Raw genomic sequence first — 26,055 nt, forward strand, 5'->3', positions numbered from 1 at the left:
GATAATATTGTGTTTGTTGTGTCCTGCCCTAGCTGGCACGGGGCTTGCTAAGGCTTGCTGAAAGGAGTCATTGGCCATGCGACGCCTGACACGGCCTTCCGACCATCATAAATCAGCCCCATAGGAGTACAACCATGACGCCGCTCTCTGCCACCATTCAATCTTGGCTGGACAAGAGCCACGCCCACTTCATTGGAGGGGAGTGGCTACCCGCCGCCAGCGGCCGGACCCTGGACGTCTACAATCCCGCCACCGCGGAGGTGATTAGCCGGGTGGCGGCGGGCGATGCCGCGGATATCGACGCGGCGGTTGCCGCTGCCCGGGAGGCATTTCGCCACTGGCGCAAGTCGCGACCGGCGAGGCGCGAGAAGCTGCTACTGGATCTCGCCGACGCCTTGGAGGCGCGAGCCGACGATTTCGCCCTGCTCGAGACCCTGGACAACGGCAAGCCGGTGACCTTTTCGCGGCATATGGACGTGAATCTGGCCATCGATTTCATCCGCTACACCGCCGGCTGGGCCACCAAGATCGAGGGGCGCAGCATGACGCCCTCGATGCCCTTCGTGCCTGACGACAAGCAGATCGTCGCCTATACCCGCCGCGAGCCCATCGGTGTGGTGGGCGCGATCATCCCGTGGAATTTCCCGCTGCTGATGGCGGCCTGGAAAGTGGCTCCGGCCCTGGCCGCCGGCTGCAGCATCGTGCTCAAGCCCGCCGAGGACACCCCACTCACCGCGCTGCTGTTGGCGGAACTCGTCGAGCAAGTGGGCTTCCCCGCTGGCACCCTCAACGTAGTCACCGGTCTGGGGTATACCGCCGGGGCGGCGCTGGCGGCGCATCCCGGCATTGCCAAGGTGGCCTTCACCGGCTCCACTCCGGTAGGCAAGCAGATCGGCCATGCCGCCATGGAGAACCTGACCCGCACCACCCTGGAACTGGGCGGCAAGTCGCCGGTGATGGTGCTGGCCGATGCCGATGTCGAGGCCGCTGCGGCCGGCGCTGCCCAGGCGATCTTCTTCAACCAGGGGCAAGTGTGTACCGCCGGCTCGCGAATCTATGTGCATGAATCGATCCACGACGCCTTCGTCGCCAGGCTTGCCGAACAGGCCCGGGGATTGGCCCTGGCGCCGGGCTGGGAGCCTACGGCAACCTTGGGACCGCTGGTCTCCGCCAAGCAGCAGAGCCGGGTACTCGCCTACATCGACCAGGCGCGTAGCGACGGCGGCACCATCGTCACCGGGGGCGGTACGGGGCGCGACATCGGCTACTTCGTCGAGCCCACGGTGATCACCGGCCTGGCCCAGGGCAGCCGCTGCGTGCAGGAGGAGATATTCGGCCCGGTGGTGGTGGTGCAGACCTTCGGCGAGCTGGACGAGCTGGTGACCCTGGCTAACGACTCGCCCTACGGTCTGGCCGCCAGCATCTGGTCCAATGACCTCTCGGCGGTCAATCGCCTGGTGCCGGAGATCGAGGCCGGCAGCGTCTGGATCAATGGCCACAACCTGCTGGATGCCTGCATGCCTTTCGGCGGTTTCAAGCAGTCGGGCATCGGCCGCGAGCTCAGCGATTCGTTGATCGAGCATTACACCGAGCAGAAGTCAGTGGTCATGATCGTTTGATATGACTCGGCCCCGGCATTGGGCCGGGGCCGCTCCAACCCCAAGGAAAACCCCGATGCACAAGAACAATACCTCGCTCCATCTGAGCCGGGTGCTGGGCGGCATGCTGCTGGCCGCCACGCTGCCTGCCCAGGGCTACGAGATGGCTGACCTGGGCCACTCCACGGTGGATATCGACATCCAGGCGCTGCTGGGCGCCTTCCACAGCGACCGCGGCTATGCCACCGGGGCTGCCGAGGCGCGCCGCTATCGCTGGCAGGAGGGCGTGCTGACCTTGGGCGCCGAACTCAATCCCAAGGAGAGCGGCCTCTATGGGCGGGTCAGCACCGTGGGTACCGCCACCTGGGGGGATGGCGATGCCGCCGGCTTCACCTCCGGTAACGAACGTGAGCTGGAGCTGGAGGACGCTTTCCTCGGCTACCGCAGCGAGTCGCTGGGTGATCCGGGCTCGCCCTGGCGCCTGGATATCTCGGCCGGACGCCAGCCGATCACCCTGGGCGACGGCTTCCTGGTGGCCGGCGATGCCACCAACTTGGGAGACGCCCTAGGTGAGGAGCTGGACCGAGGCGGTGCCTACTACCTGGCTGGGCGCCAGGCCTTCGACCGTACGGTGGTGGTGGCACTGGGCCGCGAAGGCTGGCAGGGACAGGCGGCCTGGTTCGAGTCGGACAATCCGGCCCAGGCCAGCACCGAGATGGCCGCGCTGACCCTGGCTCACGACCACGGCAGCGGCCTGGTGGAGGCCAGCTACCTGCGCGGTCTGGGCGTCGATGAGGCCGAGGCCGACGAGTTCCTGGCCCAGCGCGACGGCATGGACGTCTATGGGCTGCGCTTCGAGCAGCGCCTGCTGGACGAGGCGTTGAGCCTGCGCGGCGAGTTTGCCCACCAGCGCAAGGACAGCCGCGAGAACGCCTGGTATCTGGAACCGGCCTGGACCTTCAGTGAGCTGCCCGGTCAGCCCACCCTGTCGCTGCGCTACAGTCGCTTCTCCGAGAGCTGGGATCCGCTCTTCTTCGGTGCGACGCGCGGCTACGGCACCTGGTTCCAGGGCGAGGTGGCAGCTAACTATGCCGGCCCCTTCAACAGCAATGCCGAGGTGTGGCGGCTGGGCCTGGAGGGTTCGATCAACGAGAGTCTGAACCTGGGACTGCTGGCCTACGACTTCTCCAGTCGCGACCGGGTCGATCAGCCCGACATGGGGGGCCGCGAGATCAATCTGTACGTCGAGTGGCTGCCCACCGAATGGCTGTATGTCTCGCCGCTGCTGGGCTGGTACGCTCCTGACAGGAGTGCGGCGCAGGGCGGCACACAGCTCGGCGATGACGATACGTCCTTCTATGCCCAACTGCTGGTGGGGGTGTTCTTCTGATGAGCGACGATGCGACCGGCGAGGTGCTGATCGCCGGAGGCGGCCCCGCCGGAGCCGCCCTGGCGATGCTGCTGCATCGCGCCGGTCGTCGGGTCACCCTGGTGAGCCGCTGTCGCGACTATCGTGCCATCGAGGGCATTTCCCGGCGCAGCCTCCAGGCCCTGCAGGGCCTGGGGCTGTCTCGGGCCGCCGCCTGCGCGGTGGGACCCTTGCCGCGCCGGGTCACCTGGGCTGGCGAGGCGCGGGCGCCCAACGCCGAGTGGCTGCTGCCCCGGCCCGCTTTCGACGCGGCCCTGCTCGAGGATCTGCGCGCAGCCGGCGTTCCGGTGATCGAGGCCCGAGTGATCGGCCTCGAAAGCGTCGATCGGGAAGTACGATGCAACCTGGCGGACGGACAGGTGCTGAGCGCCGCTTGGGGGGTGGAAGCCCGTGGCCGAGCGGCGTCGCGGCGTCATTACCGTGACGCCGCGCCCTGGTCGAGCCCGGCCTGGATCCTGCGCGGCGAGGCCGCGGAGGTGACACCGGCCAGTGCCGCGCTATCGCTGCCCGACGGTGGCTGGGCCTGGTGGTCGCGCCTGCATGGCCAGCAGTACCTGCAATTGGCGCTGCCGGAGGCGACGCTGCGCCATGCCTGCCGCGACCCCGACGCCTGGCTGGCAGCCCAGCCGGCCCTGTCCGAACTCTGGGGCGACTCGCCCATTCACCACCATTATCGCCGCCCCGGCACGCTGGGGCGTGCCGGCGTGAGGGAGGGGCGTGTCTGGCGCCTGGGAGATGCCGCCATGGCCATCGACCCCCTCTCCGGCCAAGGCATCTTCAATGCGCTCTCCTCGGCCCATGGCCTGCTGCCGGTGCTCGACGGCCTGCTGGCCGGCGAGGCGGTGGCACCGCTGCAACGCTTCCATCAGCGCCGCCAGGACGCCCAGTACTGGCGCTTCGCCCGCGCCGGGCGCGACTTCTACCGTCAGGCCGCCTGTCAGGCGTCGACGAGCGCCGACCCTTCACCCTATTGGGAGGCGCGCTGCCACTGGCCCGATCGCTGGCCGTTGCACCCGCCGGAGCCCTGGGCGCAGGTACGGGTCAAGCGAGGGCTGGCCATCGTCGGCACCCGGCTGGCCGAGCGGGAGCTGGTGGTCACCCCCGACCAGCCGCTGGGTATCCAGGCGGTGGCCGGTGTGCCGCTGGCGCCTCTGGTCAGGGCCATGCAGGCCGGCAATCTCGGCGAGGCAAAGGTACTGTTGGATGCTGCCGGTGCTTCAACCGCGGCGCTGTGGCAGTGGTGGCACGCTCACCCAGACTGGCCGGCGCTGCCAGCTCCTGCTGTCGATACCGCTACCACCGGTTCACCGATCGACGCCGCCAGCCAGTAGCCCAGGGCATGGGCCGCGGCGAAGCTGGCTCCGCCCAGGGGCGGGGGCGTGCCGAGCGGTGGCGGCCCCGGCATCCAGGGTTGCCAGGCGGTGCCTTCCGGCCGCGTCTCTTCGGCGGCCCAGACGCAGGCGTACCAGCGTCCGTCAGGCCCCTGTCTTGGCGGGCCCGGCGGCAGCCCCGCCGCGCCGCTGACCGCGACCACGCCGGGCCAGGCCGCGGGATAGGCTGGTGCGCCGAAGCGTGGGCTGGCGGCGACGATACGGGTGCCGGCGGCCTGCAGGCGTTCCACCGCCGCGCGTAGCCGCGCATCGGCACGCGGCAGGCCCAGGCTACACAGCAGCCAGGCCGGCGGCCGTTCGGCCTGCCATTCGAGAGCCGTCGCCAGGCTGTCGGCGTCACAGGTCAGGCGTTCCTCGAACAGTTTGTAGAGGGCGATTTCCAGCCGCTGGAGCGGCAGATAGTGGCCCAGGGTGGCGAGGATGGCCCGACCGTGGCCCAGGCGATCTTCGCAGCCGCCGGGGGCATGGCAGCGGGCGAGCCAGCCCGTGGCGGCGGCGTCCGGCCCGGAGCCGCTGTCGATCAGGCCGAGGGAGAGGGGGCGTGGCCTCAGGGGCATGCGGTCGCCTCCCTGGCGATCAGCCTGCCGTCCTGGAGACGATAACAGGCATCGATATTGCTGAAATGGCTCCCCTGATGGCTGATGATTAGCCGGGTGGTATTGCCCAGCAGTTCGTCGAGCAGGGCATCGAAGGCTCGGGCAGCCTCGGCATCCAGGGCCGCAGTGGGTTCATCCAGCAGTACCAGGCGGGGCTTCTTGAGCAGTGCCCGGGCCAGGGCCAGGCGTGCGCGCTGTCCGCCGGAGACCGTGCCGCCCAGGTCGCCGAGTTCGGTTGCGAGGCCCTTCGGCAGGGCGGCTAGCCAGTCGCCAAGACCCACCCGCGACAGTGCCTCGACCAACTCGGCATCGCTGGCCTCGGGAGCGAGGGCGCGCAGGGTTTCCGCCAGGCTGCCGCGCAGCAGGCTGGGGTGCTGTTCCACCCAAGCCACCTGCTTCAACCAGTGGTGGCGAGAGAGCGCGTCCAGCGGCACGCCGTCGACACGGATCTCGCCCGCCTCCGGCGCTTCCAGCCCGAGCAGCAGACGGATCAGGCTGCTCTTGCCGGCGCCCGAGGGGCCTTCAATGAGCACCTTGCGGCCCGGCGCAAGCGTGAGATCGACACCATCCAGCAGCCCATCGGCCTGTCCCGCATGGCGGAAGCGTACCCCCTCCAGGCGAAGCTCGCCGGGGCCCGCGGGACGCTCTCCCCGGTAGGGATCGTTCATGGCCGGCTCGGCGAACAGCTCGGCCAGGCGAGCCGCACTGACCCGGGCCCGCTGCCAGCCGCTGTAGAGCCCTAGCAGGCCGCCGATGGGCGCCATCACCATGCCGAGATAGGCCAGCAGGGCCACCAGTTCGCCGAGCTGCAGGCGCCCCTGGATCACCAGGTAGCCCCCCAACAGCAGCAGGCCGGCCCGGGCCAGGGAAAGGATCAGCTGGGGCCCCATGTCGCTGAGGAAACCCACCCAGCGCACCGCCAGCAGCCGGCGTAGCTGCTCGTGGCCGAGCCCCTGGAGGCGGTTGAGCCGCGAGGCCTCCAGCGCCTGGCCCTGGAACCAGGGGCCAAAGGCCAGGGTGTCCTGCCAGAAGCCGGAGATCTCGCCGCTCTGTTCGCGCAGGGCCTGCTGACGGCGGGTCAGCGCCGGGCGCCAGGCGCGCAGCCACAGCCACTGAAGCGGCACCAGCAGCGCCACCAACACCATCAGCATGGGGCTGTAAAAGCCGATCATGGCCAGGGCGCCCACCAGCCCGAGCAGGTTGGAGAGGCCGCTGAGCAGACCGTCCAGAGCGAAGCCCTGCAGGATCGACAGGTCGCCGTCGAGGCGGCTCATCAGGTCGCCCCGCCCCCGGGCCTGCCAGCGGGCGGGGGCCAGACGCAGCAGGTGACGTAACAGCGAGCGGCGCAGCGCGAGCAGCAGCCGGGCGGAGAGCGCCACATGCTGCAGGCGGGTCAGCCCCTGCAGGCCCAGCGCGGCGAGCCCCACCGCCACCAGGGCGCCGACAAAGGCGAGCACCGTGGCGAAGTCGCCCTGCATCAGTCCCCGGTCGATCAGCCGCTGCGTGAGTAGCGGCGGCAGCAATGCCAGCAGGGTCGCCACCAGGCTCAGCGCCAGCAGTCGGGCGAGCGCCACACGCCGCGCCTTGAGCGGGCGGCAGAGCCAGTTCCAGGGCAGCGCTCCTGTCTCCCGGGTGGGGTCGGACTCGCGCATCGACAGTTCTCCAGCACAGAGGGGCCGGTCGCTTTCGCAAGCGCCGGCCAAGAGGGCTACGCCACAAGGCTAAAGGTGCTGCGCCTAGAAGCGCGCCACCTTCAACGTGGCGGTACTCATGTCGCCGGGCAGGCGGATCCGCCCCAGGTCGTTGAAGTCGTCATCGTAGATGGCGATATCGCTGGAGGCACCGCCCACGTAGATGCGCGAGCCGTCGTAGGAGGTATTGATGACATAGTAGGTGTGGTCGAGGTCGATCACCCGCACGATCTCCCGCGTCCTGGCGTCCAGCTTGCTGAGCTGGGTGTAGACGCCGTAGAAGACGTCACGCTCGCGAGGGTCGGAGACCATCGAGAAGATGATGAACTCGAAGGGCGCGATCTCCTTGTTTTCGGTCTCGCCGGAGGTCAGATCGATCCGGCTGATGCCCCAGTGCCAGGCCTCGTTCTCCTCGCCGGGATGCTCCGCTACCGTGTAAGGGCGCACGAACTCGTCCGTGACCTCGCCGATGGACCACATCGCCAGGGAGTCGGGTGGGCTGAAGCCGGGGCGATCCCAGTTGCGGTTGGCGATGGCCACCTCGGTGTCGCCGTTCTCGGGGTCGACCCGGTAGATATCGGCTCCGGCGAGGTAGAGATAGCCATCCGCGGCGGCAGCCATGGTGGTGACCTGGCGCGGAGCGGGGAAGGTGGCCAGGGGCTTGGCATCGAGGCCCGCCGAGGTGTCATACACCGCCAGCTGCGGCTCCAGCACCTCGTAGCGGTCGCGATGCAGGCGTACCCGGTCCTGCACCGTGTAGAGACGGCTGCCGTCGGGGCTCACCGCCAGCGAGGCGAGCGCCTTGGCGCGCACGTCGCCCTCGGACTGACGGGCGCGGAACACCTCCTCGCAGCTGGTGAGGTCGATGCCCACCACGTCCTCCCAGCGGTTGTGCAGCACATAGGCGATACGCTCGTCGGGGGAGAGCTGCAGGGTGCCGGAGCCGAAGGCGCCCGCCACGTCGCAGCTGCGCACCACCTCCCGGGCCTCGGGGTCGATCACATGCAGCTGGTTGGGGCGGGCCATGGTCACTAGGTACTCGCGCGCCTCTTCGGCTTCGGCTGCCGCCACCATCAAGGGCTGAACGGCGAGGGCCAGCAGGCCCGCCAGGGGCAGGTGGAGTCGCTTCATCACGGAGCTTGTCATCACTTGTCGCCTCCCGGGTAGACGCTGTCGAGCTTGCGCCAGTCATCCTCGGCGCGGTCGGCGCCATCCCCCCAGTGGGGGTAGGTGTTCATGGTGTCGGGTACCTGGGCGGGCCACCAGCAGGGGTCGGCGCAGCCGTAGAGGTCCGCCTCCATCGGCTGGCACAGCGAGGCCACGCCGCCGAAGGGATCCACCTCCCAGCCGGGGTCGAAGCTCGAGGTGCAGCCGGCGATGGTCTGCATGGCCTGAACCTCCTCCAGTGCCTCGGGGGTGGCGGCCCGCTCCATCTCCCGGGCCTTGCGGTTGAGAGGGGTGAGCCCCAGCTCGCTGAAGCCTTTGTTGTTGTGTGTCATGCGGTTTGCCTCCCGGCCAGGGGGCCGTCGAGAAAGTCGGGGTTGTAACGCAGAATGCGGGCGTAGGCGCCGATGCCGAAGTCGACCCACTCGCGCATCAGGTCGCAATAGTGGTAGGTCGGCGTCATGGGATCGCCGAAGCGGGCGTAGCTCTCGTGGTAGCAGCCGCCGGAGCAGAGGTTGCGGATGCGGCAATTGCTGCAGCCGCGCTCGCTGCGATCGCTCCTGGCCTCGATGAACTGCTTGAGGCCGGCGTGATCGAGCCCCTCGCGGACGCTGCCGAAGGTCGGCAGTTCGGAACCGGTGAAGCGGTGGCAGAGGTGCACGTCACCGCCGTGGTCCACCGCCACCAGCCCGAGCCCGGCGCCGCAGGGCACGGCCTTGCTGCGCCCCTCCCAGATGTCGGTGAGCAGCTGGTTGAAGTTGCCGAAGCCGATGTCGCGACCCTCGATGGCGGCCTCGACCGCACGCTCGCCGAGTTCGAGCATGCCGTCGAAGACGACGCGCAGCTCCTCGCCCGTCAGGTTGTAGGCGGCCATATCGCCGGAGGTGACCGGGGCGAAGCCCGCCTCGGCGAAGCCCAGCTCGTTGACCAGGTGGTGATGGATGCCGATCACGTCGGTGGTGCCGCGGGTCAGGGTGACCCGGGCGCCCACCGGGCGCGAGCGGTAGCTGGCCAGCAGCGGTGCGATGCGCCGGGCCACCAGGTCGTAGGTGCCCTGGCCATTGACGGCGATACGGTTCTTGTCATGGATCGCCTTGGGGCCGTCCATGCTCACCGTCAGGCCGAAGCGGTGGGCATCGAAGAAGGCGATCTTCTCCTCGCTGAGCAGGGTGGCGTTGGTGGTCAGGGTGAAGTCCACTGCCTTGCCGAGCCCGTGGATGCGCTGTTCGGCCCAGGCCACCACCGCGCGGATCAGCGGCATGTTACTGAGCGGCTCGCCACCGAAGAAGACGACGTTGTAGCGCTCACGCTGCGGGGCCTCGCGCAGCATCATCTCGATGGCCGCCTGGGCGGTGGCCAGGTCCATCTTCTTGCCGTCGCGGGGGTTGTCCAGGTCTTCCTTGTAGCAGTAGCTGCAGCTCAGGTTGCAGCCGGTGTTGACGTTGAGCACCACGGTGGAGAGCGGGAACTGCTCCACCCGGACGCTGGGGTTGTAGGCCTGGACGACACCGTCGGTGACCAGCTTCAGCGCCTTGAGCTGCTCCAGGCGTGCCTGCAGGTCGGCGGGGCTCACCTCCTGGCCCAACTGGCTGGGCAAGGCGTGCGGATCCAGCCCCTCCTCGCGGCCGGCCAGGGCCAGCAGCGCTTCGCTGAGAGGATCCGGGGCGAACAGGCTGGTAGTGGGCACGTGGAACCACAGCGGCTGGCCTTCCACCTCCACCCGGTGCAGGTTCTGCGGGATCGCTTGCAAGATTCCCATGATGATCTCCTGGTCCGGTATCAGCGAAGCGGCGGGTTGTTCCAGCGCTGCACGGTGACGATCAACTGGGCCTCGTCCTGCACCTCCTCCTGGCCCACCACGCTGGCGGTGACGCGCAGGTTGCCTACGCTGTTGGCGTTGTACTGGCGCTGCGGATTGGGCCCGGCGCCGGCCGGCGAGAAGATCCCGCTGGCGGCGTCCAGCACGCCGGCATACTTGGTGTCCTCGTCGCGCTCGGCGATCTCGTCCCAGGGTGCGACGCTCCAGCGCACCGGCACCTGACCCAGGGGGACGCTCGTCTCGCCCTCGCCCAGGTAGCCCAGGGCCGTGAAGACGCCGCTCACCGGAGGGGTCTTGTCGTTGCCCACCCGCGCCACGCCGAGCGCCGGGCTCACCTCGAGGCGGTCCACGCTGCGGTAGCCGGCCAACAGGCGGTCGTGGCTCCGGTCGCCGACGCGCACGCTCAACCAGCCGGGCGTCAGGTCGGCATCCGCCACCACGTCCAGCACCAGGCGGTGGTCGCTGCGCTCGATGACGTCGCGTACGCTGACGCCCTCGCCCAGCTCGATCTCCCCTTCGTTCAACCCTTGTCCCAGCAGCACCAGACGGCTGCGCTCGCCGGCCTTCAGCGAGGCCGGCTGACTGGCCACGAGACCGGGTGCGGCGGCCGCGACCGGCATCATCTCCACCTGCATGCCGAAGGCCTCGTCACGGTCGTCGAAGATGCGCCCGCTGGGCCGCTCGCCGGAGAGGTCCAGCACCTGCTGGAAGCCGCGGCCGTTGAGCTCGAGGTTGGCGCGCCACTCGTAGCCGGTGTAGACGATGGCCCGGCCCTCGCCGCTCAAGGGGCGGCCGTTGGTGAAGGCGCCGGCCAGCGTCAGGGAATAGGCGTCCTCGCCCTCGGCGCCGGAAATACTCACGTCGGCGTAGAAGTCGCCCTCACCGGGCCAGTGGCCCCACAGCTGCCAGTCGCCCTCGGGGGCGGGCGCCTCGGCCTGCTGCCAGGCGCTCCAGGCTTCGCTCTCGAGGCCCTGGGTCTCGGCCAGCCAGGGGGCGATCTCGTTCAGGGCGATGTCGAACCAGTCCCGGTCGCGGGCCATGGCCTGATACTCGATGGTCTGGAACTGGCCTACGTGGAAATGCACCAGATGTTCCCACTCCTCCAGCGAGCGCTGCTGCAGCTGGGCGCGGCCGCCGGTATGGCAGCGGGCGCACATCTCCTGGTAGCTGGGGTGATCGAAGGATTCGATGCGGTTGAGACGGCGCTCGATCAGCTCGCGCTGGGGAGCGCTCTCCTCGGGAGCAAGCCCCTGGGCGTCGGCCAGATACTTGATGATGTCGCGGCGTGCGTCGGCGGGCAGCTCCAGGCCATGCATGATCTGCATGCGTGCCACCGTCATGTCCCAGCCTTCCGGGGTCTTGCGCTGCTGGCTGATGCGGCTCCAGCTCTGCGGGCCGTTCTGGGACTGGTGACAGGCGGTGCAGTAACGACCGATGGCTTCGCCGCCTGGGGAGGCCTGGGCCAAGGCCGGCAACAGCAGGGCCAGGCCACAGAGTCCTGTCGAGAGAGCATGTTTTATCACGGGGAGTTCTCCTCGCGTTGTTGTTGTCTTGGTGCACATCTGCAGCCGTTGCGACGGTACCAAGGTCGAGGTGTTGTAACGCCGGTGCAGCTCACCTAGCACGCACTGCGCCCGTTCTCCAGAAGGCTATTTTTTTCAATGAGTTTGGGATATTTCTCCAGGCCGTTGCTTACCCTTGGCTAGGCATCGGCCGTCATGGGTGACTCAAGCTGCGACAGTGGCGTTTTGACTTGAAACACTTTGCGTATTCCGGCACGCCTTGATTGTATTTGATACCTGTCTGATTGGGTGCGGTATGGATCCCGTGTCTCTATTCGGCAGCGTCCCTTTCGCCCAATGCTCTCCCTGTGCGTTTCCCTCCTAATTGCGTTGACTGTGTCTGGCGTTGCTATTCGACCTATGTCTGATGCGGTTGGCGGTGAAAGCCGTTGCACTCGGCGTCTTGAGGTAGCATCGTACGCATTGATGTTTCAAAAAATAAGATTCTTTTTGATTTGCTGTATCACAACATGGGCTCCCGGCCCATGACTCATAACGTCAAGAACTGCCGCCCCGTGGCGAAAGGAGGGAAGGAGCATGCGCAAGACCGCTAGCTTGCTGATTGGCGCTTTTATTGCCGCAACCCTGGGTGTCTCCGCTCAGGCTCAGACAACCATTACCGTGAGTACCTGGGCAGGCCCGAATCATGGTATCAATACCATCGTCTGGCCCACCTGGAAGGCGTGGATCGAGGAGGCGACCGAAGGCCGCGTGACCCTCGACGTCGTTCACGACATGGGCCCGCCGGCGTCGCAGATGGAAATCGTCGCCGATGGAGTCGCCGATGCCACTTGGGTCTTCCATGGCTACAACACCGGCCGTTTCGAGCTGACCAAGCTGCCGGAATTTCCCACCTTCGAGGACTTCTCCTCCGAGAACGCGTCTGCCGCCTACTGGCGGACTCATCAGGAGTATCTGGCACAAGCGGGCGAGCATCGTGGCGTCGAGGTGGTGGCTGCCGGCGTGCACGGTCCGGGCTGGATCTTCAGTCGTGACAAGTACGCCACTCTCGATGACCTGATGAGCAAGCGCATTCGTGTTGGTGGCGGGGTGATGGGTGATCTCTCCAACGCTCTCGAGCTGACCGGTGTGGCCCTGCCGCCCACCAGCGTGTACGAGGCGGGCTCACAGGGTGTCATCGACGGTGCCATGCTGGTGCCGGAAGGGCTGCGCAGTTTCCGCGTTGCGGAAGTCTTTCCCTATACCCTCAAGGTAGATGGCGGCTTTTACCGCGGCAGCTTCACCATTGTGGTCAATCCCATGATCTGGGATGAGATCTCGCCCGAGGATCGTGAGGCGATCGAGGCTGTTTCCGGTGAGCGGCTGTCGCGGCTGTTCGGCTACATGATGGATACTGTGGACGTGCGCGGCGTAGCCTTCGCCGAGGAGCGCGGCCATACCTTCACCGAACTCAATGGCAGCGACCTCGAGACCCTGCGCGGCATCAGCGATGCCTTGGTCGAAGAGTGGGCGGAGTCAGTCACCGAAAGCCGTGGCGTCGACGGCATGGCTGCCATCGCGTACTTCCATGAGCAGTTGGCTGCGGCCGCCGAAGAAGAGAGCGTGGCCTCGCTGGTGCCGCAGGAGTTCCTTTGAGCCAATTCCTGCAGAGTGCGGCCATGCCGACCACATCGCCGTTCCTGTTGCGGGTCGGCCGTGTCATGCAGCTGACGCTGGAGGGGGTGGCGGGCGCCACCCTCTTCGCCATGATGCTGCTGACCACGGCGGACGTGACCGGACGCTACTTCTTCAATTCGCCGATCCTCGGTACCGTCGAGCTGACCCAGCTGATGCTGGCCGCGCTGGTGTTCCTGTCGCTGCCGGTGGTGTGCTGGCGCGAGGAGCACGTCAGCGTCGACCTGCTCGACAGCGTGTTTCCCGCGCGCTTGATCTGGATTCGCCAGGTGCTGGTCAACCTGATCGTCACCGGCGCGCTGTGGCTCATGGCCCGGCGGGTGTGGGCCCTGGGCGAGCGCGCCATGCAGTGGGGTGACGTGACCGAGTTCCTGCGCATCCCCAACGGTTACCTGATCTACCTGATGGCGATCATGCTGGCCGCTTCGGCCGCGCTGACCCTGCTGCGCGCGCTGTTCTATCTGCTCGAAGGCGTGGGTGTGATCGAGCGCGGCGGCCCGCTCAGTCCAGTGACCGAGCAGGGGGGACGCCATGACTGAGGCGTTGTACGGCTTCGCCGCCCTGCTGCTGCTGGCGTTTTTGCGCGTGCCGCTGGCGTTTGCCATGGGCATCGTCGGCTTCGCCGGCTTCTACTATCTGACCGGCAACTGGAACGCCGCCGAGTCGATGGCCGCGCGGCGGGTGATCGACACCGCCATGGACTACGGCCTGTCGGTGATCCCGCTGTTCATCCTGATGGGCAACCTGGTCTCCCATGCCGGCCTGTCGGACGCGCTGTTCCGCGCCTCCAACGGCTTCCTCGGCCACCGCAAGGGCGGCCAGGCCATGGCCACCATCGTCGCCTGCGGCGGCTTCAGCGCCATCTGCGGCTCGAGCCTCGCCACCTGCGCCACCATGGGCCGGGTAGCGATGCCGCAGATGCGCAAGTACGGCTACAAGGACACCCTCGCCTCGGCGTCGATCGCCGCCGGCGGCACGCTGGGGATCCTGATCCCGCCCAGCGTGATGCTGGTGATCTACGGCATCCTCACCGAGACCAGCATCCGCGAGCTGTTCGCCGCCGGCTTCATCCCCGGTATCCTCGGTATCGTGCTCTACCTTGGGTCGGTGAAGTGGGTGCTGTGGCGCGACCCCGACGCCGGCCCCGCCGGTGAGCGCGTGGCCTGGCCCGAACGCATGAGGGCACTCAAGAGCGTCGGCAGCACCCTGGCGCTGTTCGTGCTGGTGATCGGCGGCATCTACCTCGGCGTGTTCACCCCCACCGAAGCGGCCGGCATCGGCGCCATGGGCGCCTTCCTCATCGCCCTGTGGCGTCGCGCACTGACGCCCCAGGTGCTGATGAACGTACTGATGGACACCGTGCGCACCACCGCCATGCTGTTCGCCGTGGTACTCACCGCGCTGATCTTCGCCAACTTCATCAACCGCGCGGGGCTGCCGAGCGACCTGCTGGCGTTCGTCAACGGGCTCGACATGGCGCCGTTCCTGGTGATCCTGGTGATCCTGGCCATCTACGTGCTGCTCGGCTGCGTGTTCGAGAGCATGTCGATGCTGCTCTTGACGGTGCCGGTGTTCTTCCCGGTGGCGGCGGGGCTCGGCTTCGACCTGGTGTGGTTCGGCATCCTGGTGGTGATCGTGATCGAGATCAGCCTGATCACGCCGCCGGTGGGGATGAACGTGTTCGTGCTGCGGGCGGTGCTGCCGGACGTGAGTACGGGGACGATCTTCCGCGGGGTGACGCCGTTCTGGGTGGCGGGGATGGCACGCGCGTTGCTGGTGCTGGTGTTCCCGGGTATCGTGCTGTTCCTGCCGCAACTGCTCTATTGAGAGAAGTCAGGTCAGGTCGGTCTCGCGCCGCCTTCCGGTTTTCCTTGCTTTCCTGATGCGATACGCCTATTTGTCACTATTTTAAATAGACGTATCCAATATTGCCCTGTTTTGACCCCGGTCAAACGGGGCTTTTTCTTTTTAACTATGCTGAAAACATGGGATAGGCGATACGAAAGGGGAGGAAAAAATGGAAAGACTGTCTGACTATATTCAGGGGGAGCGCGTGGTGCGTGAGCTTCGCCACCATGCTCCCGAGGCGCTCGAGGCATTGGTCTGCGACCTGGGGCAGCCGCTGAGCCCGCCGCTGGAGCGGGCCGTGGCGCGCAGCCTCGATGACGGTCGTGTGCCGGACTTTCGCGCTTCCGAGGTGCTGATGCCGGCGATGATGGAAACCTTCGCGGTGAGCCCGGCCACCTTCTCGGAGGAGGTGTTGTGCGAGCTTAAGGCGAGCTGCAACCGCTGCGAGGCGGTCGGCCGCTGCTGGCAGGCGATGCGTGCCCATGCCGAGGGCGAAGCGTGCCGCGGCTTTTGTCCCAATGCCGAGGCCTTCATGAATCATGGCGGCGAGGAGGGGCCAGCCGATGGCGGATGAGTAGCACGGTTGGTCGTGGTCGCCGGATAGGGGCCCGGAGCCCCTATCTACCGTGCCGAACTCATGCTATCGCTGTCTTACTGCCGCTTCGCTACCAAGGTCAGGATGTCATAGCTGGCCACCAGCTCATCCTTCTGGTTGGTCACGGCAACGTCCCACATCACCACGCCCTGGGGATGTCCCTCCGGTGAGGTTCGACCCTGGTCGATCTTGCGCTTGCAGGTCAGCCGGGCGCGAATGGTGTCGCCCGGGGCGACCGGAGTGATGAAGCGCAGGGTGTCCAGGCCGTAGTTGGCCAGCACGGGCCCCTCGCCCGGGTAGACGAACAGGCCGGCAGCTGCCGACAGCACGAAGTAGCCGTGGGCGATACGCTGGCCGAATTGGGTCTTGCGCGCGGCGATGTCGTCGAAGTGCATGTAGAAGTGGTCGCCGGAGAGGCAGCCGAAGTTGACGATATCGGCCTCGGTGACGGTGCGGCGGTGGGTCAGCAGGGATTCGCCCACCTGCAGGTCATCGAAATAACGCCGGAAGGGATGGACATCGTTCTCGATGACCTTGGCACCACGAACGTATTCACGGGTAACGGCGGCCACCATGGTCGGTGAGCCCTGAATGGCGGTGCGCTGCAGGTAGTGATGCACCGCCCGGATTCCTCCCAGCTCTTCGCCGCCGCCGGCACGCCCTGGGCCACCGTGCTTGAGCATGGGTAGCGGGGAGCCGTGGCCGGTGGATTCCTTCGACGCTTCCGCGTCGAGGATCTGCAGGCGGCCGTGCTGGGCGGCCAGCACCGGGATCATCTCCGCGGCGATAGCCGGATCCTTGGTGGTGAGAGTGGTGACCAGGCTGCCCTTGCCCTTGGCGGCAATGGCCAGGGCTTCGTCGATGCCGTGGTAGGGCATCAGCGTGGCGACGGGACCGAAGGCTTCGATGTCGTGGGCGCCGCCATCCTGCAGTGGGCGGTAGTTGATCAGCAGATGCGGGGCGATGAAGGCGCCGTTCTCCACGCCCTTGCCCACGGGCTCGAGGCCATCGTTCTTGCCGAACACGCATTCGCTCGTTTCCAGCAGGCGTCCGATGGCGTCGGTGACATCCCGCAGCTGGTCCTGTGAGGACAGCGCGCCCATGCGCACGCCCTCTTCCTTCGGGTCGCCGAAGGCGATCTTGCCCAGGCGCTCCTTGATCCTCTCCGCCAGCGCATCCAGGTGTTCGGCGGGTACCAGCACCCGGCGGATGGCCGTACACTTCTGACCGGCCTTGGCGGTCATCTCCTTGACCACTTCCTTGGCGAAGATGCCGAACTCCTCGTCTTCCGGCGTGACGTCCGGGGCCAGGATGGCGCTGTTGAGGGAATCGGCTTCGGCATTGAACGGGATGCTCCGCGCCAGGAGGTTGGGATGGCATTTCAACTTCAGGGCGGTGGCGGCGGAGCCGGTGAAGGTGACGAAATCCTGCTCTTCCAGGCGATCCAGCAGGTCGCCGGTGCCGCCGACGATCAGCTGCAGCGCGCCCTCCGGCAGCAGGCCGGACTCGTCGATGATGCGAACCGCCGCTTCCGCCAGATAGCTGGTGGCGGTAGCCGGCTTCACGATGCAGGGCATGCCTGCCAGGAAGGCGGGGGCGAATTTTTCCAGCATTCCCCAGATCGGGAAATTGAAGGCATTGATGTGCACGCACACGCCGCGGCGAGGCACCAGGATGTGAGTGCCGTTGAAGTGGTTGTCCTTGCCCAACTGGGTGGCGGGGCCTTCGTGGGCCACGTTGCCGGAAGGCAACCCCTTGCGGCCGATGGAAGCGTAGGCAAACAGGGTGCCGAAGCCGCCCTCGATGTCGATCCAGGAGTCCGCCCGGGTACAGCCGGTGTGATGGGAGATCTCGTACAGCGCTTCCTTGCGCTCCTGAATGTAAATGGCCAGCGCCTTGAGAATGGCCGCGCGCTGCTGGAAATCGAGTGCCAGCAGGTTCTTCAGGCCGGTATGGCGCCCGTAGTCGACGACCTGCGCGAAGTCGATGGTTTCTTCATGGGTGTGGGCGATGGTGTCGCCGTTGATGGCACTTGGCAGGGCCTTGGCCGCGGTACTACCGAACCACTGGCCGGCAATGTAACTCTTGAGGACAGGCATTGAGGGGTCTCCGAAGCGCTGTTGTGGTCACGATGAGCGAAGCCGGCGCTGAGGCCGGCACTGGGAACAGGGTGAGCAGGCCTCAGACTTCGTCGTAATCCAGCACGACCTTGTCACTGACCGGGTAGCACTGACAGGACAGCACGTAACCCGCCTCGACCTCGTAGTCTTCCAGGGCATAGTTGGCGTCCATCTCCACTTCGCCTTCCAGCACCTTGGCCTTGCAGGTGGAGCAGACCCCTGCCTTGCAGGAGAAGGGCAGGTCGGCGCCCATGTCGTTGCCGGCATCGAGGATGCTGCGGGTGTTGCGCGTCAGATCGAAGGTGAGGGTGCGGCCATCGGCCCGGACGGTCACCTGACTGACCGCCTGCGGATCCACGGTGGTTTCCGTCCGCTCCTGGCGGGGAGGCTTGCCACCATCAGCCGGCGTGAACAGTTCGTAATGGATTCTGGCCTTGTCGAGACCGTGGCGCTGGAGCGAGTCACGCACGGTTTCGGTCATGACCTGCGGGCCACAGACGAACGCGGCGGTGAGCGTTTCCGCGTTCAGCCAGTGATCGAACAGGGCGTCACACTTGTCGGCGTCGATGCGGCCGTTGTAGAGGTCGATGTCCTGCTCTTCGCGGCTGAACACGAACACCAGATTGAAGCGGCCCATGAAGCGGTTCTTCAGATCTTCCAGGCTCTCCCGAAACATGGTGCTGGCGGTGGAGCGATTGCCGTAGAGCAGGGTGACCTGGCTGTTCGGCTCGGTCTCCAGGGTGGTCTTGACGATGGACAGGATCGGCGTGATGCCGCTGCCCGCCGCCACCGCCAGATAGTTGCCCTCCCGCTGCGGATCCAGATCCACATAGAACTGGCCCTGGGGCGGCATCACGTCCAGTGTCTGGCCGGGCCTCAGGTGTTCGTGGGCATGGGTCGAGAAGCGGCCGCCGGGAACCTTCTTCACGGCGATGCGTAGCTCGCGATCGTTCACGCCGGTACAGATGGAGTACGAGCGACGCACTTCCTCGCCATCGAGATGGGTGCGTAGCACCAGATGCTGGCCCTGGCGGTAGCGGAAAGTCTCCTGCAGCTCTTCCGAGAGGTCGAAGCACAGGGACACGGCCTCCCGGGTCTCGGGTCGGACTTCGCGAATGGTGAGAGGGTAGAACTTGTTCATGATCGTTCCGCTCTAGAGGCATTTGAAGTAGTCGAAGGGCTCGCGGCAATCGAGGCACCGGTACAGCGCCTTGCAGGCGGTGGAGCCGAACTCGCTGACTCTTTCGGTATGGTCGCTGCCGCAATGAGGGCAGGAGATCGTCTCCTCCACGCCCTTGAGGGTCAGCTTGCTGGCGCTGCCCACGGGCGGCGCGATGCCGAATGCCTGCAATTTCCGGCGCCCGGCCGCGGTGATCCAGTCGGTGGTCCAGGCCGGGGTCAGCACCTGGCGGATCCGGCCGTTGCGTAGGCCCGCCAGGCGCAGGGCATCCTCGATGGACGCCTCGATCATCTCGGTCGCCGGGCATCCGGAGTAGGTGGGGGTCACCTCCACCACCCACTCTCCGCCCTCCTCGACGATGCGCCGGACCATGCCCAGCTCCACGACACTGACCGCCGGAACCTCGGGATCCTTCACCTCGTCCAGCAGGGCCCAGAGCTCTGCCTCGGTAATCGGCTGGCGGCGGTCGCGGGCGGGAATGCGATCGCTGGCGATGAGCGGCTGGTCGTCCAGCAATGACCGGGGCTCGGGTTTACCAGGTCTTTGCATCCGGATATGCCCTTTGCAGGAACTGCATCTCGGCCAGGATATAGCCCAGGTATTCCGTGTGATGGCCGACCTTGGCGCCCCGGTACATCCAGGCGTCCTGCGGCGGCGGGGTCAGGGTGGCTTCGCTCAGCACCTCGTTCACCAAGCCTTTCCAATCCACTGCCAGCTGCCCCGGATCGGGGCCGATGCCAGCCTGGGACAGGAGCTGCTCGACCTCGTCGGCTTCGATCATCTCCCCGGTGAAGCGCCACAGGGCGTCCACCGCCGCCTGCATGCGCCGATGGCTCTCCTCGGTGCCGTCGCCGAACCGCTTGACCCACTCCGAGGAGCGGCGCAGGTGGTACCGGACCTCCTTGGCGGCCTTGGCGGCGATGCCGGCGATGCGCTCGTCCGGCGCCCGCGTCAGGGCGGCGATGGTGAAGTAGTGCCAGACGTCGAAGAAGAATTGCCGGCCCATGGTGACGGCATAGTCGCCGTTGGGCTGTTCCACCAGCAGAGCATTGCGGTAGTCGTGGGCGTCACGCCGGAATGCCAGGTCGTCGGCGCTGCGGCCATCGTCGATCAGCTCGGCGGCGTACTCGTACCAGTGGCGAGCCTGGCCAACGAGGTCCAGGGCCACGTTCATCAGCGCCATTTCCTCTTCCAGCGCCGGCGCCTTGCCGCACAGCTCGCAAAGACGCTGGCTCAGGATCAGGTCGGAGTCGGCCAGGCGCAGCAGGTACTCCTGCAGGGCCTCTTGCTGTGTCATTGCCTTGCTCATGGGGTCACCCTCACATATGGCCGATTTCGTCGGGCAGCTCGTAGAAGGAGGCGTGGCGGTAGATCTTGTCGTCGGACGGGTCGAACAGGACCTCCTTCTCATCCGGCGAGGAAGCGGTAATGGCGGACGAGGGAACGACCCAGATGGAGACGCCTTCGCTGCGGCGAGTGTAGAGGTCGCGGGCATTCTCCATGGCCATCTCGGCGTCGGTCGCGTGAACACTGCCCACGTGCTTGTGATTGAGGCCGTGCTTGCTGCGTACGAAGACTTCGTAAAGGGGCCAGTCAGCCATGATGCTTCTCCTCTCAAGCAACGTTGCGGTTTTTGTGCTGCTGTTTCTCGGCATAGGCCTTGGCGGCCTCGCGTACCCAGCGGCCGCCTTCGATGGCGTTCCTGCGGGTTTCGATGCGTTCCTTGTTGCAGGGGCCGTTGCCCTTGAGGACGTCGAAGAACTCTTGCCAGTCGATTTCGCCGAAGTCGTAGTGGCCCCGCTGCTCGTTCCACTTCAGCGCCGGGTCCGGCGCGGTACAGCCCAGGAACTCCAGCTGGGGGACGGTCTGGTCGATGAACATCTGACGCAGTTCGTCGTTGCTCTTGCGCTTGATCTTCCAGGCCATGGACTGCTGGGAGTTGGGTGACTGGTCGTCGGAGGGGCCGAACATCATCAGCGCCGGCCACCAGAAACGATTGATGGAGTCCTGCACCATCCGCTTCTGCTCCTCGGTGCCCTCGCGCATCATGTCCAGCAGGATCTGGTAGCCCTGACGCTGGTGAAAGCTCTCCTCCTTGCAGATCCGGATCATGGCGCGGGAGTAAGGGCCATAGGAGGTGCGCTGCAGGATCACCTGGTTGACGATGGCGGCACCGTCCACCAGCCAGCCGATAGTGCCCATGTCCGCCCAGCTCAGCGTCGGGTAGTTGAAGATGGAGGAGTACTTGGCCTTGCCGGCGTGCAGCTTGTCGATCTCCTCGTCGCGGTCGGCGCCCAGGGTCTCCATGGCGCTGTAGAGATAAAGGCCGTGGCCGGCCTCGTCCTGGATCTTGGCCATCAGCTGCAGCTTGCGCTTGAGGGTCGGGGCGCGAGTGACCCAGTTGCCCTCCGGCAGCATGCCGACCACCTCGGAATGCGCGTGCTGGGAAATCTGGCGGATCAGCGTCTTGCGATACGCCTCCGGCATCCAGTTCTTGGGCTCGATCTTGATCTCGCCGTCGATCCGCTGCTGGAAGGCGCGCTCCTCGGGGCCCATCTCCTCGAGGGTCTTGAGCTTCTTGGTGCCGGTCTCGACTAGCTGCGCATACATGGTGACCTCCGCGTCGTCGTCATCAGGGGAACGCCTCGTCTTGTCTTGCAGTATAGTGACACAGAATTTTTTATCAATTATGTTTCTTGTGTGTCGCTTTATACCTTGGCATGACGCGTCGCCGTAATGGCCCGTGTAATGAGGCGTCGAGCGAGAAGGAGGGGGGCGCGAACCAGCGCCAACGGTTGCTTAAATTGATACGAAAAAGCCCCATGAAGGGGCTCAAGTGACAATGCATGGGTGACCGCGAACGAGGCGTGCACGGCTCAGCGCAGGTCCTTGACGCGCTTGGCCTTGCCCACGGAGCGCATGACCTCCTCCACACCGCAGACGTCCACCCGGGTACTGATGCCCACATAGGTCTTGATGGCGTGCTGCAACTGGCCGGCCAGCTGCTCGCAGGCGATGGGGTCGCGGGCGACATCGTTGCTGCATGCCTCGACGCGCACACACATCGTGTCCAGGTTGCCCTGGCGGCTCACCTCGATCTCGTAGTGGGGCGAGAGCCGCTCGACCTTGAGGATCTGCTCCTCGATCTGGGTCGGGAAGACGTTGACCCCGCGGATGATCAGCATGTCGTCGCTGCGGCCGGTGATCTTGTCGATACGCCGCATGGGTCGGGCGGTGCCGGGCAGCAGGCGGGTCAGGTCGCGGGTGCGGTAACGGATCACCGGCAGCGCTTCCTTGGTCAGGGTGGTGAACACCAGCTCGCCGTATTCGCCGTCCGGCAGCACCTCGCCGGTCACCGGGTCGATAATCTCGGGATAGAAGTGATCCTCCCAGATGGTGGGGCCATCCTTGGTTTCCAGGCACTCCATGCCGACCCCCGGTCCCATCACCTCGGAGAGGCCGTAGATGTCCAGCGCATCGATGCCCAGACGCTGCTCCAGGGCGGTGCGCATGCTGCCGGTCCAGGGCTCGGCGCCGAAGATGCCGGCACGCAGCGGCAGCTTGTGCGGGTCGATGCCCTGGCGTTCCATCTCGTCGGCGATGTTGAGCATGTAGGAGGGCGTGACCATGATGATGTCGGGCTCGAAGTCGCGGATCAGCTGGACCTGCTTCTCGGTCTGGCCGCCGGACATCGGGATCACGGTACAGCCCAGGCGCTCGGCGCCGTAGTGCGCACCGAGACCGCCAGTGAACAGGCCGTAGCCATAGGCGACATGGACCTTGTCGTTGCGGGTGCCGCCGGCGGCGCGAAGGGAGCGGGCCACCACGTCGGCCCAGATGTCGATGTCCCGCTGGGTATAGCCCACCACGGTCGGCTGGCCGGTGGTGCCGCTGGAGGCATGCACCCGCACGATGTCGCTCATGGGTGTCGCAAACATGCCGAAGGGGTAGTGGTCGCGCAGGTCGGCCTTGGTGGTGAAAGGCAGCTTGCCGAGGTCGGCGAGGCTCTTGACATCCTCCGGATGCACCCCGGCGCCATCGAAGGCGTGGCGGTAGAAGAGCACGTTGTCGTAGGCGTGCTTGAGGCTCCACCTGAGCCGTTTGAGCTGGGTGGCGCGCAGTTCATCGATACTGGCCAGCTCCATCTGATCGAGAGCCGAGTTGTTGAGGCGTTCGACGGTCTGTGTCATCGGGCTTCTCCGGTCGGAGGTGTTGTTATCGTCGCTGCACGGTATCAGGTGCGTTCGATGATCAGGGCGATGCCCTGACCCACACCGATGCACATGGTGCAAAGCGCATAGCGGCCCCGGCGGCGTTCCAGCTCATGCAGGGCGGTGGTCACCAGGCGGGCGCCGCTCATGCCCAGCGGGTGGCCCAGGGCGATGGCGCCGCCGTTGGGATTGACGTGCTCGGCGTCGTCGGGCAGGCCGAGATCGCGGGTCACGGCCAGCGCCTGGGCGGCGAAGGCCTCGTTGAGTTCGATCACGTCCATCTGCCCGAGGCTGAGCCGGGTCTGGGCCAGCACCTTGCGCGTCGCCGGGGCCGGGCCGAAGCCCATGATGCGTGGCTCGACCCCTGCGGTGGCCATCCCCACCACCCGCGCCCGCGGCTCGAGGCCGAAGCGCTCGGCCTGCTCCGCTGAAGCGAGCAGCAGGGCGCAGGCGCCGTCGTTGACCCCCGAGGCGTTGCCGGCCGTGACGCTGCCGCCTTCGCGGAACGGCGTGGGGAGACCCGCCAACTGCTCCAGGGTAGTGGCCGCGCGGGGATGTTCGTCGGTATCCACGACCAACGGCGCCTGCTTGCGTCGCGCTACCTCCACCGGCACGATCTCCGCGGCCAGGCGGCCCGCCTCCATGGCGGCGGCGGTACGCTGCTGACTGCGCAGGGCGAAGCGGTCCTGATCTTCCCGTGAGATCGCGAACTGCTCGGCGACGTTCTCGGCGGTCTCGGGCATCGAGTCGATGCCGAACTGCGCCTTCATCTGGCGATTGACGAAGCGCCAGCCGATGGTGGTATCGAAGATCTCGGCGCTGCGCGAGAAGGCCTGCTCGGCCTTGCCCATGACGAAGGGGGCGCGGGACATGGATTCGACGCCCCCGGCGATCATCAGGCCCGCTTCGCCGGTCTTGATGGCGCGGGCGGCGTTGCCCACGGCGTCCATGCCCGAGCCGCACAGCCGATTGAAGGTGGTGCCGGGTACCTCCACCGGCAGGCCGGCGAGCAGCGCCGACATGCGCGCCACGTTGCGGTTGTCCTCGCCGGCCTGATTGGCGCAGCCATAGAAGATGTCATCCACCTGGCGCCAATCCATCGAGGGGTGGCGTGCCAGCAGTGCGCGCAGGGGCACGGCACCCAGGTCGTCGGCACGCACCGATGCAAGGGCGCCGCCGTAGCGGCCGATGGGGGTGCGGATGGCGTCGATGATGTAGGCGTCTTTCATGCTTGGCCCTCTGCGGCGGTCTCTTCCAGGCGGCGCACGCTGCCGCGAACCTTGTAGGAGCGGCCGCGGAACAGGGCGACCTCTTCGCCGCGCTGATTGCGCACGGTGATGTCATAAATGCCGGTGCGGCCGCGACGGCTGCGCTCTTCGGCGGTGGCGGTGAGCATATCGCCGAGCTGTCCGGGGCCGAGGTAGTCGATGCTGCAGCCGGCGGCCACGGTGGCCTCGTCATAGCTGTTGCAGGCGAAGGCGAAGGCGGAGTCGGCCAGGGTGAAGATGAATCCGCCATGGCAGTTGCCGTGGCCCTGCACCATGTCCTCTCTGACTCTCATGGTCAGCACGGCGCGGCCCGGCGCCACGCTCTCGATTTGCATGCCCAGGCCCTGGCTGGCGTTGTCGCGCGCGAACATCGCTCGAGTACAGGCCTCGGCCAGCTGCTGGGGATCGAGCGGCTTATCAGTCATGGAAGGTCTCCTCGGCCAGGGCCTTGCGACGCAGCAGGAAGGAGGGGCGGTAGCGCTCCTCGCCGTAGCTCTGCTGCAGGTGGGTCAGGGTACGGTGGACGAAGGCCAGGCCCAGGGAGTCGGCCCAGCCCAGCGGCCCGCGGGGGTAGTTGAGCCCGGCCTGCATGGCGAGATCGCCATCGCGAGCGCTGCAGACACCCTGCAGCACGGCATCGGCCGCCTCGTTGGCGAGCATGGCCACGGTGCGCAGCACCGCCAGCCCGGGCGTGTCGGTCAACCAGGCGACATCCAGCCCCAGGCGCTGGAAGAAGGCGGTCGCCAAGGTGCGGGCCTCGTCATCGACACCGGGACTTGCCGCCAGCGCGATGGCGTCGGCCTCGCCGTAATCGAGGCAGAGATCGAACAGCACCAGCGCCTCGAGACCTTCGTCGCGGGCTCGCTCGGTGGCACAGCGGCCGTCGCTCAGGACCAGAGTCAGGCCGCCCAGGCGCAGGCGGGCCTGGCCGGAAAGACTCTCGCGGCGTACCGTCTCGAGGCCGGCGGCCTCGGCGCGGCTCACCAAGGGGGCAATGATGCCGAGCTGACCCTCGGCGACCAGAACCGGCAGCTCTGCCTCCATGCTTGAGGCGAAAACAGGAGCGGCGGGCTCGGCCGTATCACGATAGTCATAGAAGCCATGGCCGCTCTTGCGACCCAGGCGGCCGGCCTCGACCAGCGCCCGCTGCACCAGAGAGGGCTGAAAACGGGTATCGCCGTAGTAGGCGTCGAACACCGAGCGGGTCACGGCATAATTGACGTCGTGGCCGATCAGGTCCATCAGCTCGAAGGGGCCCATGCGGAAGCCGCCAGCCTGGCGCAGCAGGGCGTCCAGGGTGGCAGGGGCGGCGGCGCCCTCCTGTAGCAGGCGCAGGCCCTCGGCGTAGAAGGGGCGCGCCACTCGGTTGACGATGAAGCCGGGCGTGGAGCTGGCGTGCACCGGTATCTTGCCCCAGGCTGCGGCCGTGGCGTGGAGGGTCTCGGCGGTTTCGGAGACGGTGGCCAGGCCCGAGATCACCTCGACCAGCTTCATCACCGGCGCCGGGTTGAAGAAGTGTAGGCCCGCCACTCGCTCGGGGTGTTCCAGGCCGGAAGCGATGGAGGTGATCGACAGCGACGAGGTGTTGCTGGTGAGCAGGGCGTCGGGACCGCACAGAGTCTCCAGTTCGGCGAAGACGCCGCGCTTGATCTCCAGGTCTTCGACGATCGCCTCCACCACCAGGCGGCTGTCGGCCAGCTCCGCGAGGGTGGCGGCCGGGCTCATGCGAGCGACGATGGCGTCGACCTCTTCCTGGGCCATCTTGCCCTTGGCGACGCGCTGCTCGAGCTGGCGGCGCACGCCGTCGATGCCGGCCTGGGCGGCGCCGTCGCGGTTGTCATAGAGGCGTACCGGGTGGCCAGCCTGGGCCGCCACCTGGGCGATACCGGCACCCATGGCGCCGGCGCCGATCACCGCGATGCTGTCGCTGGGCGAGAGTGCTGCCATC

At 66.8% G+C, this 26,055-nt stretch carries 23 protein-coding genes; 7 read left to right on the forward strand and 16 right to left on the reverse strand.

Annotated features, from left to right (window positions below; genetic code table 11):
* Positions 1–134 precede the first annotated feature (134 nt).
* Genes I4484_RS00280 through I4484_RS00290 form a run of 3 tightly spaced genes read left to right on the forward strand, consistent with a single transcriptional unit; the run spans position 135 to position 4,358 of the window.
* Entirely contained in the window at positions 135–1,619 is a 1,485-nt protein-coding gene (locus I4484_RS00280; RefSeq protein WP_197449086.1) for an aldehyde dehydrogenase, read from the forward strand.
* A gap of 55 nt (positions 1,620–1,674) precedes the next feature.
* Positions 1,675–2,988, forward strand: a complete 1,314-nt coding sequence (locus I4484_RS00285; protein ID WP_197449087.1) for a hypothetical protein — start codon at positions 1,675–1,677, stop codon at positions 2,986–2,988.
* On the forward strand, positions 2,988–4,358 hold the full coding sequence (locus I4484_RS00290; protein ID WP_197449088.1) for an NAD(P)/FAD-dependent oxidoreductase: 1,371 nt from the start codon (positions 2,988–2,990) through the stop codon (positions 4,356–4,358). Before I4484_RS00285 ends, I4484_RS00290 begins: the two co-directional genes overlap by 1 nt.
* Here the strand turns inward: I4484_RS00290 and I4484_RS00295 are convergent.
* The 6 genes from I4484_RS00295 to peaA all read right to left on the reverse strand — a co-directional run bounded on the left by I4484_RS00295 (position 4,277) and on the right by peaA (position 11,211).
* The gene (locus I4484_RS00295) at positions 4,277–4,975 is read right to left on the reverse strand and encodes a hypothetical protein (protein ID WP_197449089.1); all 699 of its coding nucleotides are present in this window, start codon (positions 4,973–4,975) and stop codon (positions 4,277–4,279) included. The genes I4484_RS00290 and I4484_RS00295 overlap by 82 nt on opposite strands.
* A complete protein-coding gene (locus I4484_RS00300) occupies positions 4,966–6,666 on the reverse strand; it encodes an ABC transporter ATP-binding protein (protein WP_197449090.1) in 1,701 nt (566 codons plus the stop codon). Before I4484_RS00300 ends, I4484_RS00295 begins: the two co-directional genes overlap by 10 nt.
* An 84-nt stretch (positions 6,667–6,750) precedes the next feature.
* The gene (peaD, locus tag I4484_RS00305; RefSeq protein ID WP_197449091.1) at positions 6,751–7,851 is read right to left on the reverse strand and encodes a quinohemoprotein amine dehydrogenase subunit beta; all 1,101 of its coding nucleotides are present in this window, start codon (positions 7,849–7,851) and stop codon (positions 6,751–6,753) included.
* The gene (gene qhpC, locus I4484_RS00310) at positions 7,851–8,204 is read right to left on the reverse strand and encodes a quinohemoprotein amine dehydrogenase subunit gamma (protein WP_010626081.1); all 354 of its coding nucleotides are present in this window, start codon (positions 8,202–8,204) and stop codon (positions 7,851–7,853) included. The genes peaD and qhpC overlap by 1 nt, the downstream gene beginning before the upstream one ends.
* Positions 8,201–9,628 (reverse strand): quinohemoprotein amine dehydrogenase maturation protein, encoded by a 1,428-nt coding sequence (gene peaB / locus I4484_RS00315; protein WP_197449092.1) that lies wholly within the window; start codon positions 9,626–9,628, stop codon positions 8,201–8,203. The genes qhpC and peaB overlap by 4 nt, the downstream gene beginning before the upstream one ends.
* 20 nt (positions 9,629–9,648) lie before the next feature.
* The gene (peaA, locus tag I4484_RS00320; RefSeq protein ID WP_197449093.1) at positions 9,649–11,211 is read right to left on the reverse strand and encodes a quinohemoprotein amine dehydrogenase subunit alpha; all 1,563 of its coding nucleotides are present in this window, start codon (positions 11,209–11,211) and stop codon (positions 9,649–9,651) included.
* A 576-nt stretch (positions 11,212–11,787) separates the two neighbouring features.
* Here peaA and I4484_RS00325 point away from each other — a divergent pair.
* The 4 genes from I4484_RS00325 (at position 11,788) to I4484_RS00340 (ending at position 15,307) form a co-directional block, all read left to right on the forward strand.
* Positions 11,788–12,846 (forward strand): TRAP transporter substrate-binding protein, encoded by a 1,059-nt coding sequence (locus tag I4484_RS00325; protein WP_197449094.1) that lies wholly within the window; start codon positions 11,788–11,790, stop codon positions 12,844–12,846.
* Positions 12,843–13,424, forward strand: a complete 582-nt coding sequence (locus I4484_RS00330; protein ID WP_254799122.1) for a TRAP transporter small permease — start codon at positions 12,843–12,845, stop codon at positions 13,422–13,424. Before I4484_RS00325 ends, I4484_RS00330 begins: the two co-directional genes overlap by 4 nt.
* Entirely contained in the window at positions 13,417–14,712 is a 1,296-nt protein-coding gene (locus I4484_RS00335) for a TRAP transporter large permease (RefSeq protein ID WP_197449096.1), read from the forward strand. Before I4484_RS00330 ends, I4484_RS00335 begins: the two co-directional genes overlap by 8 nt.
* A 190-nt stretch (positions 14,713–14,902) precedes the next feature.
* Positions 14,903–15,307, forward strand: coding sequence for a hypothetical protein (locus I4484_RS00340; RefSeq protein ID WP_197449097.1), 405 nt, complete (start codon positions 14,903–14,905; stop codon positions 15,305–15,307).
* Between the two features lie 77 nt (positions 15,308–15,384).
* On the opposite strand, the gene paaZ is transcribed toward I4484_RS00340, so the two are convergent.
* From paaZ to paaH, 10 genes are all read right to left on the reverse strand, one after another.
* On the reverse strand, positions 15,385–17,427 hold the full coding sequence (gene paaZ / locus I4484_RS00345) for a phenylacetic acid degradation bifunctional protein PaaZ (protein WP_197449098.1): 2,043 nt from the start codon (positions 17,425–17,427) through the stop codon (positions 15,385–15,387).
* A gap of 82 nt (positions 17,428–17,509) precedes the next feature.
* Positions 17,510–18,589: a 1,2-phenylacetyl-CoA epoxidase subunit PaaE gene (paaE, locus tag I4484_RS00350; RefSeq protein WP_197449099.1), complete on the reverse strand. Its 1,080-nt coding sequence runs from the start codon at positions 18,587–18,589 to the stop codon at positions 17,510–17,512.
* 12 nt (positions 18,590–18,601) lie between these two features.
* On the reverse strand, positions 18,602–19,177 hold the full coding sequence (gene paaD, locus I4484_RS00355) for a 1,2-phenylacetyl-CoA epoxidase subunit PaaD (RefSeq protein ID WP_197449100.1): 576 nt from the start codon (positions 19,175–19,177) through the stop codon (positions 18,602–18,604).
* The gene (gene paaC, locus I4484_RS00360) at positions 19,161–19,925 is read right to left on the reverse strand and encodes a 1,2-phenylacetyl-CoA epoxidase subunit PaaC (RefSeq protein ID WP_197449101.1); all 765 of its coding nucleotides are present in this window, start codon (positions 19,923–19,925) and stop codon (positions 19,161–19,163) included. The genes paaD and paaC overlap by 17 nt, the downstream gene beginning before the upstream one ends.
* Before the next feature lie 22 nt (positions 19,926–19,947).
* Entirely contained in the window at positions 19,948–20,229 is a 282-nt protein-coding gene (gene paaB, locus I4484_RS00365) for a 1,2-phenylacetyl-CoA epoxidase subunit PaaB (RefSeq protein ID WP_159547904.1), read from the reverse strand.
* A gap of 13 nt (positions 20,230–20,242) precedes the next feature.
* A complete protein-coding gene (gene paaA / locus I4484_RS00370; protein ID WP_197449102.1) occupies positions 20,243–21,238 on the reverse strand; it encodes a 1,2-phenylacetyl-CoA epoxidase subunit PaaA in 996 nt (331 codons plus the stop codon).
* A gap of 266 nt (positions 21,239–21,504) precedes the next feature.
* Positions 21,505–22,818, reverse strand: coding sequence for a phenylacetate--CoA ligase PaaK (paaK, locus tag I4484_RS00375; protein ID WP_197449103.1), 1,314 nt, complete (start codon positions 22,816–22,818; stop codon positions 21,505–21,507).
* A 44-nt stretch (positions 22,819–22,862) separates the two neighbouring features.
* Positions 22,863–24,068, reverse strand: a complete 1,206-nt coding sequence (gene pcaF / locus I4484_RS00380) for a 3-oxoadipyl-CoA thiolase (protein ID WP_197449104.1) — start codon at positions 24,066–24,068, stop codon at positions 22,863–22,865.
* Positions 24,065–24,532, reverse strand: coding sequence for a hydroxyphenylacetyl-CoA thioesterase PaaI (gene paaI, locus I4484_RS00385; protein WP_197449105.1), 468 nt, complete (start codon positions 24,530–24,532; stop codon positions 24,065–24,067). The genes pcaF and paaI overlap by 4 nt, the downstream gene beginning before the upstream one ends.
* Positions 24,525–26,054, reverse strand: coding sequence for a 3-hydroxyacyl-CoA dehydrogenase PaaH (gene paaH / locus I4484_RS00390; RefSeq protein ID WP_197449106.1), 1,530 nt, complete (start codon positions 26,052–26,054; stop codon positions 24,525–24,527). Before paaH ends, paaI begins: the two co-directional genes overlap by 8 nt.
* Position 26,055 lies beyond the last annotated feature (1 nt).

The organism is Halomonas sp. SS10-MC5 (genome assembly GCF_015992245.1).
GTDB classification, from domain to species: Bacteria; Pseudomonadota; Gammaproteobacteria; order Pseudomonadales; family Halomonadaceae; genus Halomonas; species Halomonas sulfidoxydans.

Excerpts from the sequence above, each read along its gene's own strand:
- I4484_RS00280 (WP_197449086.1), top strand. The coding sequence starts at position 135 with ATGACGCCGCTCTCTGCCACCATTCAATCTTGGCTGGACAAGAGCCAC.
- I4484_RS00285 (WP_197449087.1), top strand. The coding sequence starts at position 1,675 with ATGCACAAGAACAATACCTCGCTCCATCTGAGCCGGGTGCTGGGCGGC.
- I4484_RS00290 (WP_197449088.1), top strand. The coding sequence starts at position 2,988 with ATGAGCGACGATGCGACCGGCGAGGTGCTGATCGCCGGAGGCGGCCCC.
- I4484_RS00295 (WP_197449089.1), bottom strand. The coding sequence starts at position 4,975 with ATGCCCCTGAGGCCACGCCCCCTCTCCCTCGGCCTGATCGACAGCGGC.
- I4484_RS00300 (WP_197449090.1), bottom strand. The coding sequence starts at position 6,666 with ATGCGCGAGTCCGACCCCACCCGGGAGACAGGAGCGCTGCCCTGGAAC.
- peaD (WP_197449091.1), bottom strand. The coding sequence starts at position 7,851 with ATGACAAGCTCCGTGATGAAGCGACTCCACCTGCCCCTGGCGGGCCTG.
- qhpC (WP_010626081.1), bottom strand. The coding sequence starts at position 8,204 with ATGACACACAACAACAAAGGCTTCAGCGAGCTGGGGCTCACCCCTCTC.
- peaB (WP_197449092.1), bottom strand. The coding sequence starts at position 9,628 with ATGGGAATCTTGCAAGCGATCCCGCAGAACCTGCACCGGGTGGAGGTG.
- I4484_RS00325 (WP_197449094.1), top strand. The coding sequence starts at position 11,788 with ATGCGCAAGACCGCTAGCTTGCTGATTGGCGCTTTTATTGCCGCAACC.
- I4484_RS00335 (WP_197449096.1), top strand. The coding sequence starts at position 13,417 with ATGACTGAGGCGTTGTACGGCTTCGCCGCCCTGCTGCTGCTGGCGTTT.
- I4484_RS00340 (WP_197449097.1), top strand. The coding sequence starts at position 14,903 with ATGGAAAGACTGTCTGACTATATTCAGGGGGAGCGCGTGGTGCGTGAG.
- paaZ (WP_197449098.1), bottom strand. The coding sequence starts at position 17,427 with ATGCCTGTCCTCAAGAGTTACATTGCCGGCCAGTGGTTCGGTAGTACC.
- paaE (WP_197449099.1), bottom strand. The coding sequence starts at position 18,589 with ATGAACAAGTTCTACCCTCTCACCATTCGCGAAGTCCGACCCGAGACC.
- paaD (WP_197449100.1), bottom strand. The coding sequence starts at position 19,177 with ATGCAAAGACCTGGTAAACCCGAGCCCCGGTCATTGCTGGACGACCAG.
- paaC (WP_197449101.1), bottom strand. The coding sequence starts at position 19,925 with ATGACACAGCAAGAGGCCCTGCAGGAGTACCTGCTGCGCCTGGCCGAC.
- paaB (WP_159547904.1), bottom strand. The coding sequence starts at position 20,229 with ATGGCTGACTGGCCCCTTTACGAAGTCTTCGTACGCAGCAAGCACGGC.
- paaA (WP_197449102.1), bottom strand. The coding sequence starts at position 21,238 with ATGTATGCGCAGCTAGTCGAGACCGGCACCAAGAAGCTCAAGACCCTC.
- paaK (WP_197449103.1), bottom strand. The coding sequence starts at position 22,818 with ATGACACAGACCGTCGAACGCCTCAACAACTCGGCTCTCGATCAGATG.
- pcaF (WP_197449104.1), bottom strand. The coding sequence starts at position 24,068 with ATGAAAGACGCCTACATCATCGACGCCATCCGCACCCCCATCGGCCGC.
- paaI (WP_197449105.1), bottom strand. The coding sequence starts at position 24,532 with ATGACTGATAAGCCGCTCGATCCCCAGCAGCTGGCCGAGGCCTGTACT.
- paaH (WP_197449106.1), bottom strand. The coding sequence starts at position 26,054 with ATGGCAGCACTCTCGCCCAGCGACAGCATCGCGGTGATCGGCGCCGGC.